15 protein-coding genes are annotated in these 14432 nt (G+C 29.4%); 6 read left to right on the top strand and 9 right to left on the bottom strand.

The annotated features are described in order from the left end of the window. Positions 1 to 36: 36 nt before the first annotated feature. The 5 genes from ACKTTR_RS00075 to ACKTTR_RS00055 form a co-directional block, all read right to left on the bottom strand. Positions 37 to 198, bottom strand: a complete 162-nt coding sequence (locus tag ACKTTR_RS00075) for a hypothetical protein (RefSeq protein WP_408025941.1) — start codon at positions 196 to 198, stop codon at positions 37 to 39. A 155-nt stretch (positions 199 to 353) separates the two neighbouring features. After that, positions 354 to 506 (bottom strand): hypothetical protein, encoded by a 153-nt coding sequence (locus tag ACKTTR_RS00070; protein WP_408025940.1) that lies wholly within the window; start codon positions 504 to 506, stop codon positions 354 to 356. A 9-nt stretch (positions 507 to 515) separates the two neighbouring features. After that, positions 516 to 701, bottom strand: a complete 186-nt coding sequence (locus tag ACKTTR_RS00065; RefSeq protein WP_408025511.1) for a hypothetical protein — start codon at positions 699 to 701, stop codon at positions 516 to 518. A gap of 406 nt (positions 702 to 1107) precedes the next feature. After that, a complete protein-coding gene (locus tag ACKTTR_RS00060; RefSeq protein ID WP_408025939.1) occupies positions 1108 to 1953 on the bottom strand; it encodes a hypothetical protein in 846 nt (281 codons plus the stop codon). Positions 1954 to 2092: 139 nt separating this feature from the next. Beyond that, positions 2093 to 2326 (bottom strand): hypothetical protein, encoded by a 234-nt coding sequence (locus tag ACKTTR_RS00055; RefSeq protein WP_408025938.1) that lies wholly within the window; start codon positions 2324 to 2326, stop codon positions 2093 to 2095. Between the two features lie 200 nt (positions 2327 to 2526). Here ACKTTR_RS00055 and ACKTTR_RS00050 point away from each other — a divergent pair, with 200 nt between their 5' ends. From ACKTTR_RS00050 to ACKTTR_RS00035, 4 genes are all read left to right on the top strand, one after another. Further along, positions 2527 to 5820, top strand: a complete 3294-nt coding sequence (locus tag ACKTTR_RS00050; RefSeq protein WP_408025937.1) for a DUF4175 family protein — start codon at positions 2527 to 2529, stop codon at positions 5818 to 5820. An 87-nt stretch (positions 5821 to 5907) separates the two neighbouring features. Beyond that, the gene (gene ybeY / locus ACKTTR_RS00045) at positions 5908 to 6324 is read left to right on the top strand and encodes an rRNA maturation RNase YbeY (RefSeq protein WP_408025936.1); all 417 of its coding nucleotides are present in this window, start codon (positions 5908 to 5910) and stop codon (positions 6322 to 6324) included. A 30-nt stretch (positions 6325 to 6354) separates the two neighbouring features. After that, the gene (gene mnmG / locus ACKTTR_RS00040; protein WP_408025935.1) at positions 6355 to 8232 is read left to right on the top strand and encodes a tRNA uridine-5-carboxymethylaminomethyl(34) synthesis enzyme MnmG; all 1878 of its coding nucleotides are present in this window, start codon (positions 6355 to 6357) and stop codon (positions 8230 to 8232) included. An 83-nt stretch (positions 8233 to 8315) separates the two neighbouring features. Beyond that, positions 8316 to 9209, top strand: coding sequence for a class I SAM-dependent methyltransferase (locus ACKTTR_RS00035; RefSeq protein ID WP_408025934.1), 894 nt, complete (start codon positions 8316 to 8318; stop codon positions 9207 to 9209). Between the two features lie 143 nt (positions 9210 to 9352). Here the strand turns inward: ACKTTR_RS00035 and ACKTTR_RS00030 are convergent, their stop codons facing one another. Beyond that, positions 9353 to 9751: a DoxX family protein gene (locus ACKTTR_RS00030; RefSeq protein ID WP_408025933.1), complete on the bottom strand. Its 399-nt coding sequence runs from the start codon at positions 9749 to 9751 to the stop codon at positions 9353 to 9355. Positions 9752 to 9887: 136 nt separating this feature from the next. On the opposite strand from ACKTTR_RS00030, the gene ACKTTR_RS00025 reads away from it, so the two are divergent. Next, positions 9888 to 10814, top strand: coding sequence for an SPFH domain-containing protein (locus ACKTTR_RS00025; protein WP_408025932.1), 927 nt, complete (start codon positions 9888 to 9890; stop codon positions 10812 to 10814). Positions 10815 to 10816: 2 nt separating this feature from the next. Next, positions 10817 to 11134 carry a heavy metal-binding domain-containing protein gene (locus ACKTTR_RS00020; RefSeq protein WP_408025931.1) on the top strand — a complete coding sequence of 106 codons (318 nt, stop codon included), beginning with the start codon at positions 10817 to 10819 and terminating at the stop codon, positions 11132 to 11134. A gap of 67 nt (positions 11135 to 11201) precedes the next feature. Here ACKTTR_RS00020 and ACKTTR_RS00015 read toward each other — a convergent pair whose 3' ends face one another. The 3 genes from ACKTTR_RS00015 to rnr form a co-directional block, all read right to left on the bottom strand. Next, a complete protein-coding gene (locus ACKTTR_RS00015) occupies positions 11202 to 11399 on the bottom strand; it encodes a Sec-independent protein translocase subunit TatA/TatB (RefSeq protein WP_408025930.1) in 198 nt (65 codons plus the stop codon). 33 nt (positions 11400 to 11432) lie between these two features. Beyond that, positions 11433 to 12110: a head GIN domain-containing protein gene (locus tag ACKTTR_RS00010; protein WP_408025929.1), complete on the bottom strand. Its 678-nt coding sequence runs from the start codon at positions 12108 to 12110 to the stop codon at positions 11433 to 11435. Positions 12111 to 12201: 91 nt separating this feature from the next. Continuing rightward, the gene (gene rnr, locus ACKTTR_RS00005) at positions 12202 to 14397 is read right to left on the bottom strand and encodes a ribonuclease R (RefSeq protein ID WP_408025928.1); all 2196 of its coding nucleotides are present in this window, start codon (positions 14395 to 14397) and stop codon (positions 12202 to 12204) included. Positions 14398 to 14432 lie beyond the last annotated feature (35 nt).

Below are 14432 nucleotides of genomic sequence, written 5' to 3'. Positions count from 1 at the left end.
GAAAAAAGCGAGTTAAACTCGCTTTTTAAGTAATTTTTATGGGTTTGGAACATCAGGCACACATTGACATAAGGAATAATCATATCTTTCATCAAAATCACATACTTCAAATGGATTACATCCTTTATCTGATCCATTAATATTTTTTTTCTCTGTTTTGTTTAGGATAGTGCCTAAGTTTGAAATGTTCTTTAACATAATTTTTTAATTTATAAATTAATAAAGGTCCAATCTACTTCGTTTTTAAAATTGAATTTAGATTTTTACCATAAAAAAAGTAAGAGAAAACCTTATTATTTAGTTTTTTATACATTATTAATAAAAAAAGCGAGTTTAACTCGCTTTTTAGAATATTATTTATACTGGCAATAACCATTATAACAAAAAGAATCCCAAGGTGGACAATCCTTGTCAGAGAAACATCTAATGTTTCTAAATCCTCCATTAATGTTTTTTTGCTCTTTTTTGTTTAGGGTAGTACCTAAGTTTGAAATGTTCTTTAACATAATATATTTTTAAGATATTTGACAATAACCCCAGAAACAAAAGAAACGTTCATTTTCCATCCCTGGGTAAGAATTAAGAATATCACAATCGCTATTTGAAGAGCATTGCATAGTTCCTCCGCCAAAACCACCATTAATATTTTTTTGTTCTTTTTTGTTTAGGGTAGCACCTAAATTTGAAATGTTTTTTAACATCTTTAAAGTTTTTAAAATTAGTACCAGCAATTTAATTCAACTTTAAAAACTCTTCGTTTATTTCGCCTTACAAAAAGTAAGGAAAAACCTTACTTTTTAAGTTTTGTTCCTTATTCAAGGTTAAATAAAAAGCGAGTTTAACTCGCTTTTTAAATACTATTTATATTGGCAGTAACCATGGAAGCAATACATGTCGTTTCTCGGACAATCTTGATCGTATCTACATCTAGTAAGTCCGAAACCTCCGTTAATATTTTTCTGCTCTGTCTTTTTTAGAGTAGTACCTAAATTTGAAATGTTTTTTAACATCTTTAAAGTTTTTAAAATTAGTACTAGCAATTTAATTCAACTTTAAAAACTCTTTATTTATTTTGCCTTAAAAAAAGTATGGATAAACCATACTTTTTTAAAACTTATGATACAATCCAAAACTCAATGCTGGAGCTTTGGCTACATTTCTTCCCGCAAAAGCACCTCCAAATCCAACATTTACACCAAAAGATTTATTAAACTCTCCAATAAACTTTAGTCCAAAAGCAGCGTAGCTTTGATCGTTTACATATAAGCCTGTTGCTAAGTTTTCTTGAGGCAATATAACGTCACCATTTTTTAAAGAGGCAACACCGTCTAAAAAACCTGCTATCCATAACCAATTTAAAGCCTTGTAACCTATTTCTCCTCCTAATTTATAGTTAGAACTATAATCATTTGTTCTAATATCAAATCCTGTAAAAGCTTGAATGTACCATGAGTCAAAACCTCTTCCTGTTAAAAATAATGGTGTAAATGTCCATGCATCGTAACCGCTTCGTAATCCTGAATTTTCTTTATAGGTACTTGTATTTGCTTCTATAGAAAGTTGTCCCGAAAGCAACCATTTATTATTAGAAAAGTTGTGTTTTATTCCTAATTGGATGTTTCCTAATGAGGTTTCAGAAGTTTCTTCAATAGTAAAAGAAGGAAAAATCACTGACATGTCTTCAGTAAAATCACCTGTTTTTACCATTTTTAAAGGAATGTTGGCTAATAATGTTGTTTTATCTGTTACACCATATTCTCCGTATAATTGTAATGTATTATCGGTAATTTCTCGTTGAGGCTTATAATCTGGATTCCCATAGATTTTATCATAGCTTCCAATAGTAGTAAATGAAGCTTGAATATATCCTTCATTTTTATTTTTTGTCCACGGACTTTGAGAAAAAGCATTAAGTGTAATTAAAAACAATGCTGGTAAAACTAGTTGTTTCATGCTGAAAATATTTTTTTAGTTAGTTTACAAAAGCTTTTATTCCTTACAAAAAGACTTATTATTAAGATGACATTTTTTATTACACTTCACAAAAAAAGCAGCATTTAAATAAATACTACTTTCATACATTTTCTGGATCTTAGCTTATACAACACAGACCATCTTGTATAATTCCTGAGCAACTTGTACCATAAGGCGTGTCAAAAGCACATGGATTTCCTTCGCCACGGCCAACGTATCCACTTCCTCCTGGATATCTTTCGTAACATCCTGTAATATCACATTCATTATTTCCTGAAAAGAAACCTCCGTTTATGTTTTTTTGAGCTACTTTATTTAGTACAATACCTAAATTTGAAATGTTTTGTAACATCTTTAAAGTTTTTAAAATTAGTACTAGCAATTTAATTCAACTTTAAATATTCATCGTCTTTTTTACCTTATAAAAGGTATGGTAAATCCTTATTTTTTCTTCAAATAACGTATTTAAAGTAGTTTATTAATGAAATATCAGTGTTTAAATAAATCTTTAACTAAGATTTCCTCATAAAACATGTATTTTTATACTTAGATATGGGAGATTTTAATAAAATACAACAGAAACTAGAGCAGTTTAGTAAGAAGTTTTACACTAATGAATTGATAAAAGGAAGCATTTTATTTGTTTCGTTAGGATTGATTTATTTGCTATTTACACTATTTATTGAATATTTTTTATGGTTAAAACCAACCGCTAGGACTATCTTATTTTGGTTATTTATTGTGGTAGAGATGTTCTTATTTTTCCGTTTTATTTGTTTTCCTATTTTTAAAATTGCGGGTTTACAAAAAGGAATTTCTTTTGAAGAGGCTTCTAAAATCATCGGGAATCACTTTCCTGAGGTAAAAGACAAATTATTAAATGTTTTACAGTTACAACAAAACAATCAGCAGTCTGATTTATTAGCTGCTAGTATTGAGCAAAAATCGAAAGAGTTACAGCCTGTTTCTTTTAACAAAGCAATCGATTTTAAAGGAAATAAAAAGTATATAAAATATGTTTTAATTCCTGTTCTTATTTGGGGAGTTTCTTTACTTACAGGAACGTCTACCAAGCTCTCACAAAGTTTTAATCGTGTAGTAAATCATTCGGTAGCTTATAATCCTCCATCTCCTTTTTATTTTAATTTAACCGCAAAAGATTTACGTGTTATTAAAGGAAGAGATATAACTGTATATATACTAACAGAAGGGGAGGTCATACCACAAGAAACCAAAATTCATTTTAATGGTCAACAATATTTTATGGAAAATGAAGGAAATGGTTTGTTTTCTTACACATTTTCTGAAGTTCAAAATCCTATCTTATTTTATGCAAGTGCAAACGGGATTGAATCTAATGAGTATACTATAACGATTATTAAAACTCCATCAATTCAAAATATTTCATTAAGCTTAACTTATCCGTCATATATAGGAAAAGCTTCTGAAACAATTAACAACACCGGAAACTTAAATGTTCCACAAGGAACAATTATAAAATGGGATATTAAAACTTCTGAAACCGATACAGTTACCTTTATAGAAAAAGAAAAAAGAACAATTTTTAAACAAAAAGAAAACAACGAATTTGAGTTTTCTAAACGTGTGCTGGACAATACTAATTATCAAATTACAACATCTAACAAAAATCTAACAGATTACGAACAGCTACAGTTTTCTATAAATGTTACTAAGGATGAACATCCAACAATTACTGTAAATTCTAATATTGATAGTATTTCTCGTGGAAATGCGCAATTTGTGGGTCAAATTGCTGATGATTATGGTTTTAAAAGGTTAGAATTGGTTTATTACGATAAAAAAAATAATCAAAACATTGATAATCAAATAATTAAAATAAACAAAGAGACTATTCAAACCTTTTATTTTCAATTTCCTGGAAGTTTAGATTTAAAAGAAGGAATAGACTATGAAATGTACTTTCAAGTATATGATAATGATGTTGTAAATGGTAGTAAAAAAGCCATGAGTAGAAAATTTAGCTATCGACAAAAAACAGAAGATGAAATAGAAGAAGAACTATTACAGGAGCAAAAAAACTACATAGAAAACATAACTAACTCACTAGATCAACAACAAAAAAGTAAGAAAGATTTAGAGAAAATTCAGTTTGATTTACAAAACAAAAAGAATATTAACTGGAACGATCAAAAGAAAATTCAGAATTTAATAAAGCGTCAGGAGCAATACAAGCAAATGATGCAACGTCAAACACAAAAATTACAAGAGAATTTTTCTGAAAAGAAAGAGGAGAATGAAACTCTTGAGCAGAAAAAAGAAAACCTTAAAAAGCGTATTGAAGAACTTAAAAAGTTAGAAAAGCAACAAAAATTATTAGATGAATTACACCAACTAGCTGATAAGCTTAAAAAAGAAGATTTAATTAAAAAGACAAAAGAACTAGCTGAACAAAACAAACAACAAGAACGTAGTTTGGAACGTATTTTAGAAATGACTAAACGCTTTTATGTAGAACAAAAGATGAATCAATTAGCAAACAAACTCGATGATTTATCAAAAAAACAAGAAGAGTTAAGCAACAAAGAATCTAGTAAAGAAGAACAGCAACAAATTAATGAAGAGTTTCAAAAAGCAAAGAAAGAGTTAGATGATTTAGAAAAAGATAATCAAGGTTTAAAACACCCAATGGAAATGCCTTCTATGGAAGATTTAGAAAAACAAACTCAAGAAGAGCTCAATAAAGCTGAAGAAAATTTAGATAAGAATAACGCTTCTGAAACAAAGAAAAATCAAAAAAAGGCTGCTAAAAAAATGCAGCAAATGAGTCAGAAGATGCAACAATCAATGCAATCTATGAGTGCTGAAATGGAAGAAGAAAACATGGAAAGTTTACGTCAAATATTAGAAAACCTTATCACATTTTCATTTGATCAGGAAGCTTTAATGAATGAATTTTCTTCCTCAAATTCATCGCATCCAAACTTTGGTAAAAACCTTCAAAAGCAACACCAACTTAAAACCTATTTTGAACATATTGATGATAGCTTATTTGTACTTTCAATGCGAGTTCCTAGTATATCTTCAAAAATTCAAGATCACTTAGCACAAGCTCATTATAACTTAGATCAATCTTTAGAAAATTTTGCAGATAATTATTTCCAAAATGGAATATCTAATCAACAGTATGTAATGACTTCAGCAAATACATTAGCTGATATGTTGAGTAATACTTTAGACGCTATGCAAAACCCTAAACCTGGAAATGGAAAAGGAAAGGGGAAAGGTAAATCGTTTAGCTTGCCAGACATCATTCAAAAGCAAAGTGAATTAATGGAAAAGATGAAACAAGGCATGCAAAAGAAAAATCAAGGAAAACCAAAGGATGGAAAAGATGGTAAAAATAAAGGTGAAAAAGAAGGACAAAATGGTGAACAAAGTGATGATTTAGATGGTGAATTGTATCAAATTTACAAAGAACAATCACAACTTAGAGAACAGTTAAAAAATGCTATTAACGAAGGAAATACTGGGAATAAAGAAGCTAAAAAAGCTTTAAAAAAGATGGAGGAGTTAGAGAATGAAATTTTAGAAAAAGGTTTTACTCAAGAGAGCCTTAATAGAATGCAGCAGTTAAACTACGAATTACTTAAATTAGATAAAGCTACTTTTGAGCAAAACAGAGATAAACAACGTAAATCAAACACCAATTTACAAGAGTTTGATAACAATACAACTAAAGAATTGAAGTTTAAAAAGTTGTTTTATAACCAAACTGAGATATTAAACAGACAATCACTACCTTTGCGCCAAAATTACAAAAAGAAGGTGCAAGAGTACTTTAGCCTTCCTAAGGATAGAAAATAACGTATTAAAAAGCCTTTAGATTATACAAAATACTATTGCTTTTTAATTAAGTTTTTAAATAATAACAATAGTATTTGATATAAAGAAATGATCGCATTTAATTACGAAACCGAGTTTCAATTAAACAATGAAGAAAACACTTCTAAATGGATACAAGAATGTATCGAAAGAGAAGGTTTTGAATTAGGAGAAATCAACTATATTTTTTGTGATGACGCTTATTTACATAAAATAAATATAGAGTTTTTACAACACGATACATTAACTGATATTATAAGTTTTGATTACACTTTAGGTAAGTTAGTTGGAGGTGATATTTTTATTTCAGTAGAAAGAGTAGAGGACAATGCCAAGGAGTTTAATACTTCTTTTGAAAATGAATTACACCGAGTAATAATTCATGGTATTTTACATTATATGAAATACAAGGATAAGACTGATGAAGAGAAGCAAATTATGCGCTCTAAAGAAAATGAATATTTAGAAATTTTAGATAAAAAATAAAAGAGTTCCACGTGGAACTGATTATAAAAAATGAGTTTATTTAATACAACATACGATGTAATTGTAGTAGGAGGTGGGCATGCTGGTAGCGAAGCAGCTGCAGCAAGTGCAAACATGGGAGCACACACTTTGTTAATTACAATGAACTTACAAAACATTGCTCAAATGAGTTGTAATCCTGCTATGGGTGGAATTGCAAAAGGGCAAATAGTTCGCGAAATTGATGCACTTGGTGGTTACAGTGGTATTGTAACTGACAAGACTGCTATTCAATTTAAAATGCTAAATAAATCCAAAGGACCTGCTATGTGGAGCCCCAGAGCTCAATCAGACAGAATGCAATTTGCAGAGTGCTGGAGAACCATGCTAGAGCAAACTGATAACTTAGATTTTTATCAAGATTCTGTTAACGGATTATTATTTAATGGCGATAAAATCATAGGAGTAAAAACTGCTTTGGGTTTAGAAATTAAAGCAAAGACAGTAATTGTAACTGCTGGTACTTTTTTAAACGGATTAATTCATATAGGTGAAAAAACGTTTGGTGGTGGTAGAGCAGGAGAAGGAGCTTCAACAGGTATTACTGAAGATTTAGTAGAAAAAGGTTTTGAAGCTGGTAGAATGAAAACAGGAACACCTCCTCGTGTTGATGGACGTTCTTTAGATTATAGTAAAATGACAGAACAACCTGGTGACGATGCTCCAGAAAAATTCTCTTATTTACCCGTAACAAAACCATTAACAAAACAACGCTCTTGTTACCTTACTTACACTAATCCTGAAGTACATAATTTGCTTCGTGAAGGTTTTGAACGTTCACCAATGTTTAATGGTAGAATTAAATCTACAGGACCTCGTTATTGTCCATCTGTAGAAGATAAAATTAATCGTTTTGCAGAGAAAGAACGTCATCAAATTTTTGTTGAACCAGAAGGATGGAATACCGTTGAAATTTATGTTAACGGATTCTCTACTTCGCTTCCAGAAGATATTCAAGATAAAGCCATTCGTTCTATTCCTGGATTTGAAAACGTAAAATTCTTTAGATATGGTTATGCAATTGAGTACGATTATTTTCCACCTACACAATTAAAGCATAATTTAGAAACTAAGTTAATTGAAAACTTATTTTTTGCTGGCCAAATTAACGGTACAACAGGTTATGAAGAAGCAGCTGCTCAAGGTTTAATGGCAGGTGTAAATGCAGCATTAAAAACTCAAAATAAAGAACCATTTATTCTAAAAAGAAGTGAAGCTTATATAGGTGTTTTAATTGATGATTTAATAACAAAAGGTACTGAAGAACCATATCGTATGTTTACTTCACGTGCTGAGTATAGAACTCTTTTACGACAAGATAATGCAGATTTACGCTTAACGGAAAAAGCTTATAAGTTAGGTTTAGCTTCACAAGAAAGAATGGATAGGGTAGAAGAGAAGAAAAATAAAACTCAAAACTTAATAGACTTCATTACGAATTTAAGTATTACTAAGGAAGATGTTAATCCTATTTTAGAAAGTAAAAATTTAGCAACAATTAATCAATCTATGAAATTGTATAAAATTGCTGCTAGACCTCAATTAACGTTTTCTGATTTTAGATCAATTGATAAGCTTGAAAATTATATTCAGGAAAACGAAATTGATAATGAAATTATAGAGCAAGTTGAAATCCATTTAAAATACTCTGGTTATATAGAGAAAGAAAAGAACAATGCTGATAAATTAAATAGATTAGAAAATGTACCTATTCCTTCTACATTTGATTATAGCAAAGTAAAATCTTTATCGTATGAAGCTAGAGAAAAACTATCAAAAATACAACCTACTTCAATTTCACAAGCAAGTAGGATAAGTGGAGTATCTCCTAGTGATATATCCGTCTTACTTGTTTACATGGGTAGATAAATACTAATTTAGAATTACAAAAAATAAAATGTTCCATGTGGAACGTTTTATTTTTTTATGTATAATTGTTTAACCAAAAACCAATGTTCCACAAGGAACACTCAACACAACTTATTAATTTGATTACAGAAAAAGAGTTCTATAAGAACTTAAAACCTTTTTTAAACTGTATTGATCATACAGTGTCTAAAGAGAGTTATGAGGTAATGAAGAATGAAGAATACGATATGTTAGTAACTTCACCTGTACCTAATAACTTAGAAAAATACTATGCTAGTGAAGATTATATTTCACATACGGATAGTAAAACATCTCTTTTTGATAAAACATATCAGTTTGTAAAAAACTACACTTTAAAAAAGAAACTAAAATTAATCAACTCTTTTAACACAGAAAATAAATTGATTTTAGATGTTGGTGCTGGTACTGGTGATTTTTTAAAAGTGTGTGAAAATGGTGGCTGGGAAATTACAGGTGTTGAACCTTCTGAGAAAGCAAGAAATTTTGCTAAAAATAAAAACATAAATCTTTTAGATGACCTTTTAAAAATAGAAAACAAACAATTTGATGTTATCACTCTTTGGCATGTCTTAGAACATATTCCTAATTTAATAGAATACATACAGGAATTAAAATCACTTTTAAAACCAAAAGGAGTTTTAATTATTGCTGTTCCTAATCATAAAAGTTTTGATGCAAAACACTACAAAGAGTTTTGGGCAGCTTATGATGTTCCAAGACACTTGTGGCATTTTTCAAGAACAGCGATTTCAAAAATATTTTCTTTGGTTGGAATGAAAGTAGAAAAAACACTTCCAATGAAATTTGATTCTTTTTACGTCTCTTTATTATCAGAAAAATATAAGACAAAAAAATCAAGACCATTACAAGCTTTTTTAACAGGATTAAAATCAAATATTAAAGCAAATGGTTCGGGTGAGTATTCTTCTTTAATTTATATCTTAAAAAACAGCTAAAACTCAATTTAAAGTTATTTTAACTAGTTTTATACATTATAATATACAAACACCTTACTAAAATTAAAAAACCTCTTAAAAAGCACTTTTTAAGAGGTTTTTTTATAAGTAATTTTTATTTTATTTTAAAATAAAAATAGTTTTTATCTATTTAATAAATAAACTGCTAAAATTGCAATTATAAAGTAAACTGCTAGTGTCATTGCTCCAGCATAATCCTTTGCTAATCGTTGACCAATTAATAAAAAGATTAATGTTACTGCTGATAACTCAGCACCTATTAAAGCAATATTATGATTACCTGTTGTTGATAAATGAAAAATTCCAACAAACATTAATGCACCAGCTAATAATTCCATCACTAAAATTATAGCAAGTAAAAAGGGTACCGAATTTTTTAAAGGAGAATCTTTAAAGTGTCCTCTAATAAAAGATAAATTTCCTTTCCAATCTGTTACCTTATCTATTCCCGATTGTAAAAAAGTAACGATTAAAAAAAGTAAAAGTAAAATTTCTGTTATGCTTTGTTGTATAAGTTCCATATAATTGATTTTTTACAAATATAAATTTTAAAAAAGAATTGTAACAATTCAAATAAAATTCGTCTTATAAATATCTACTATTAATAAGTAGTATCTTTATCAAAAAAAATTACTAACATTTAAAAAATTAAAAACTATGTCAATTTACATGTATCCGGTAATTGTTATCGGTTTTCTGGTATTCTTATCATTATTCTTTATTGTTAAGCAACAAACTGCTGCAATTGTTGAACGTTTTGGTCGCTTTCAAAGCATTCGTCACTCTGGTTTACAATTAAAAATTCCTATTGTTGATAGAATAGCAGGTAAACTAAGCTTAAAGATTCAACAGTTAGATGTAATTGTAGAAACAAAAACATTAGATGATGTATTTGTGAAATTAAAAGTTTCTGTACAATACAAAGTAATTCGTGAAAAGGTATATGACGCATTTTATAAGTTAGATTATCCTCATGATCAAATTACATCTTATGTATTTGATGTAGTACGTGCTGAAGTACCTAAAATGAAGTTAGATGATGTGTTTGTTAAAAAAGATGATATTGCTATCGCTGTAAAAGCTGAATTGAATGATGCAATGGCAGACTATGGTTATGATATTATAAAAACCTTAGTAACTGATATTGATCCAGATGCTCAAGTAAAAGCAGCAATGAACCGTATTAATGCTTCTGAACGTGAAAAAATTGCAGCTCAATTTGAAGGGGATGCACAACGTATTTTAATTGTTGAAAAAGCTAAAGCAGAGGCTGAGAGTAAACGTTTACAAGGACAAGGTATTGCAGATCAACGTAGAGAAATTGCTCGTGGTTTAGAAGAATCTGTTGAAGTATTAAATAAAGTGGGTATTAATAGTCAAGAAGCATCAGCTTTAATTGTTGTTACACAACACTACGATACATTACAGTCAATTGGTGAAGAAACTAATAGTAACTTAATTTTATTACCTAATTCGCCTCAAGCAGGAAGTAATATGCTAAATGATATGGTAGCTAGTTTTACTGCAAGTAATCAGATAGGGGAGGCTATGAAAAAAGCACAAGAAAATAAAGACAAAGAGTAATTATGATATTATCAACTACACCTTCATTAGAAAATAAACCTGCCAAAGAATATTTAGGTATTGTTACTGGTGAAACAATTATAGGTGCAAACATTTTTAAGGACTTTTTTGCAGGTATTAGAGATATAGTGGGAGGTAGGTCTGAATCGTACGAAAAAGTACTAAAAGAAGCTAAAGAAATAGCTTTAAAAGAAATGACTGAAAGAGCTCAAAGAATAGGAGCAAATGCAGTCGTAGGAATAGATTTAGATTATGAAACCGTAGGTGCCAATGGTGGCATGCTAATGGTTACTGCTTCTGGAACCGCTATTAAACTATAACAAACAATAAAAAAACCGAAACAGTAAATGTTTCGGTTTTCTTTTTATTTTTAATAAGATAATTATCTTATTTTTTATCTTCTACTTTATCTTTATCAGTATTCTCTTCATCCTTAGTAGCATCTTTAAATTCTTTGATACCAGTACCTAAACCTCTCATTAATTCAGGAATTTTTCTACCTCCGAATAATAATAAAACTAATGCAACGACAATAGCTATTTGCCATGGTCCAATCATTCCTAAAAATATAGTAAGTAAATTCATTTTTATTAAATTTTGCGCTACAAAGATACGAAATTAACTTCGGTGTTCAATTACTCCACCAATTACTTTTTTATCTCTAAATACTTCTGGTTTTCCTTTGTAAAAAATTGAACCTCCAAACGATACTTTTGCATCTAATGTTTCACCTGATTGTACTTCAACTTTAGAACCAGATCCTGCTTTTACAGTAGTCATATCTTCTACTGATAATTTGTATCCGTGATACATTCCTCCTAAATCAGCATTTACATTTTGATTCTTAGTTGTACCAGAAAGCCTAATAACAGCTCCTGAAGAGCTTTTTACCTCCAAATGCTTAACATTAACTACAAGATTAATAAAAGCTCCTTCTTGAGCTCTAATTTCAACTTTTTGTTGATTAATATCTTTACCTGTAATTGTTGCTCCTTCATTTGCATCAATAATTGATAAAGTTTTATTGTAATATAATGTTGCTTTTACTTTACCATCAGCAGTAGTTTCAGGAAATCTTAATAATATTTTTAAAGTAGTTCCATCCAACTTAATTTTAACTTTATCTGTTTTTTCACCAGTAACTATAATTTTAGAAGCGTCTGATTTTACCAGTTTTAAATCTATACCGTTATACACTTTTACAATTGAAAAGTCTCCTAAATTTTTAGTTATGGTTGTTTGAGCTGATGCTAAAACGGTCATCAAAAACAAACTTAATATTGCTAACTTCTTCATAATAAATTCCATTAGTTAATTGAGTATAACCAATAATTATACCAATACTATAAAGTCAAATCTTAATTTTTATTGTTTAAAACTATACAAATTAGTGTGAAATCAAATTGAAATCAAGGTGTTTACGTTCCAAATCGGTGTGTTTTACTTTTACTACTACTTCATCACCTAGTTGAATCATATTCTTGGTTGATTGTCCAATCACAGCATATTGTTTTTCGTCAAAGATATAATAATCATCCTTAATATCCTTGATTCTAACCATACCTTCACATTTATTAGATTTTATTTCAACATAAATTCCCCATTCTGTTACACCTGAGACTACACCTTCAAATTCTTGATCTTTATGATCTTGCATGTATTTAACTTGCATGTATTTAATAGAATCTCTTTCTGCTTTTGAAGCTAATTCTTCCATTTTAGAAGAGTGTTTACACTTTTCTTCATAAATTTCTGCTTTAGGAGAGTTTCCGCCATCTAAATAGTGTTGTAATAAACGATGCGTCATTACATCAGGATAACGACGAATTGGTGATGTAAAATGGCTGTAATAATCAAATGCCAATCCATAGTGTCCTATGTTTTGTGTAGTATATTCAGCTTTACTCATTGAACGAATAGCTAAGGTTTCTACCATATTAGCTTCTCCTTTACCATGAACATCTGATAATAATTTATTTAAACTGTCTGATGTTTTTTGTCGTGTTTCTGTATTAATTTTATATCCAAATTTACTAACAATGTTCTGTAATGAAGCTAATTTTTCTACATCTGGTTCATCATGTACACGATATACAAATGTTTTCTTACTTGGTCTTCCAGCTGATTGTCCTACAAATTCAGCTACTTTTTTGTTTGCTAATAACATAAATTCTTCAATCAATTTATTAGCATCTTTAGCCTCTTTAAAGAAAACACCTGTTGGATTAGCATTTTCATCTAAATTAAATTTTACTTCAACTCTATCAAAAGAAATAGCTCCAGATTTCATACGTTTTTTACGCATCTTTTTAGCCAATTCATCAAGTTTTAATGTAGCTTCAACAATAGTTTCATCAACTTCATATGCTTCACCAGTTAAAGAAACATCTGCCGGAATAATATTACTCTTATTTTCAATAATTGCTTGTGCTTCTTCGTATGCAAAACGTTTATCAGAATATGTAACTGTTCTTCCAAACCATTGGTTAATAACTTGTGCTTTTTCATTCATTTCAAATACTGCAGAAAAAGTTAGTTTTTCTTCATTTGGTCGTAATGAACAAACTCCATTACTTAACATTTCTGGAAGCATTGGTACTACTCTGTCAACTAAATATACTGAAGTAGCACGATCGTAAGCTTCATCATCTAAAATAGTTTTTGGTTGTAAATAATGAGAAACATCGGCTATATGAATTCCTATTTCATAATTACCATTTTCAAGTTTTGTAAATGATAAAGCATCGTCAAAATCCTTAGCATCTTTTGGATCTATTGTAAAGGTTAAATCACTACGCATATCTCTACGCTTAGCTATTTCCTCCTTAGTTATTTCAATAGGTAATTCAGATGCTTCTTTCTCTACTTCAGTAGGAAATTCATACGGTAAACCATATTCTAATAAAATAGAATGGATTTCTGTATCATGGTCTCCTGGTCTTCCTAAAACTTGAGTAATTTTTCCAAACGGATTTTTAGAGTTCTCTGGCCAATCAGTCATTGTAGCAACGACTTTATCTCCATCTTTTGCACCATTTAGTTTACTTTGAGAAATAAAAATATCTGCATACATTTTAGTACTGTCTGGTATAACAAACCCGAAATTTTTATTCATTTGTAGTACACCAACAAATTCAGTTTTTGCTCTCTCAATAATTTCTACAACATCAGCTTCAAGTTTATTACTTCTACGTTTTTTATACACATAGGCTTTTACAGTATCATTATGCAAGCCCTTACCTAAGTTTACTGATGGTACAAAAATGTCGTGTTCAAAATCATCACAAATAAAGTAAGCATTACCATTAGAAGTAGCATCTAAAGTACCAACATGGTATTTACGGTCTTCATTTATTTGATATTTACCTCTATCAACTTCTTTAATTTTCTTATTTGCTGTTAATTCAGCTAATTTTTTTATAATCTGATTTTTACCATCAGTATCAGAAACCTTCAATTTAGAAGCAATCTGCTTATAATTGTAATATTTATTACTGTCCTCGTTAAGTATTTTGAATATGTTTCGGGTAAGATCTTTAATTACTTTACCCTTTTTTTTGTAGATTTTTTTCTTTCTAGTCATTAATCTTTCGTCTTATTTAAATTTTTACCAAAGTA

Origin of the sequence: Tenacibaculum litoreum, from assembly GCF_964513915.1 — a bacterium.
Lineage (GTDB): Bacteria > Bacteroidota > Bacteroidia > Flavobacteriales > Flavobacteriaceae > Polaribacter > Polaribacter litoreum.
The sequence above is the reverse complement of the archived record's forward strand: the minus strand, read 5'-3'. Positions and strand labels throughout refer to the sequence as shown.

Coding starts and splice junctions, on each gene's coding strand:
- rnr (WP_408025928.1), bottom strand. CDS start 14,397: ATGACTAGAAAGAAAAAAATCTACAAAAAAAAGGGTAAAGTAATTAAA.
- ACKTTR_RS00010 (WP_408025929.1), bottom strand. CDS start 12,110: ATGAAGAAGTTAGCAATATTAAGTTTGTTTTTGATGACCGTTTTAGCA.
- ACKTTR_RS00060 (WP_408025939.1), bottom strand. CDS start 1,953: ATGAAACAACTAGTTTTACCAGCATTGTTTTTAATTACACTTAATGCT.
- ACKTTR_RS00030 (WP_408025933.1), bottom strand. CDS start 9,751: ATGGAACTTATACAACAAAGCATAACAGAAATTTTACTTTTACTTTTT.
- ACKTTR_RS00055 (WP_408025938.1), bottom strand. CDS start 2,326: ATGTTACAAAACATTTCAAATTTAGGTATTGTACTAAATAAAGTAGCT.
- mnmG (WP_408025935.1), top strand. CDS start 6,355: ATGAGTTTATTTAATACAACATACGATGTAATTGTAGTAGGAGGTGGG.
- ACKTTR_RS00025 (WP_408025932.1), top strand. CDS start 9,888: ATGTCAATTTACATGTATCCGGTAATTGTTATCGGTTTTCTGGTATTC.
- ACKTTR_RS00065 (WP_408025511.1), bottom strand. CDS start 701: ATGTTAAAAAACATTTCAAATTTAGGTGCTACCCTAAACAAAAAAGAA.
- ACKTTR_RS00020 (WP_408025931.1), top strand. CDS start 10,817: ATGATATTATCAACTACACCTTCATTAGAAAATAAACCTGCCAAAGAA.
- ACKTTR_RS00015 (WP_408025930.1), bottom strand. CDS start 11,399: ATGAATTTACTTACTATATTTTTAGGAATGATTGGACCATGGCAAATA.
- ACKTTR_RS00070 (WP_408025940.1), bottom strand. CDS start 506: ATGTTAAAGAACATTTCAAACTTAGGTACTACCCTAAACAAAAAAGAG.
- ACKTTR_RS00075 (WP_408025941.1), bottom strand. CDS start 198: ATGTTAAAGAACATTTCAAACTTAGGCACTATCCTAAACAAAACAGAG.
- ybeY (WP_408025936.1), top strand. CDS start 5,908: ATGATCGCATTTAATTACGAAACCGAGTTTCAATTAAACAATGAAGAA.
- ACKTTR_RS00035 (WP_408025934.1), top strand. CDS start 8,316: ATGTTCCACAAGGAACACTCAACACAACTTATTAATTTGATTACAGAA.
- ACKTTR_RS00050 (WP_408025937.1), top strand. CDS start 2,527: ATGGGAGATTTTAATAAAATACAACAGAAACTAGAGCAGTTTAGTAAG.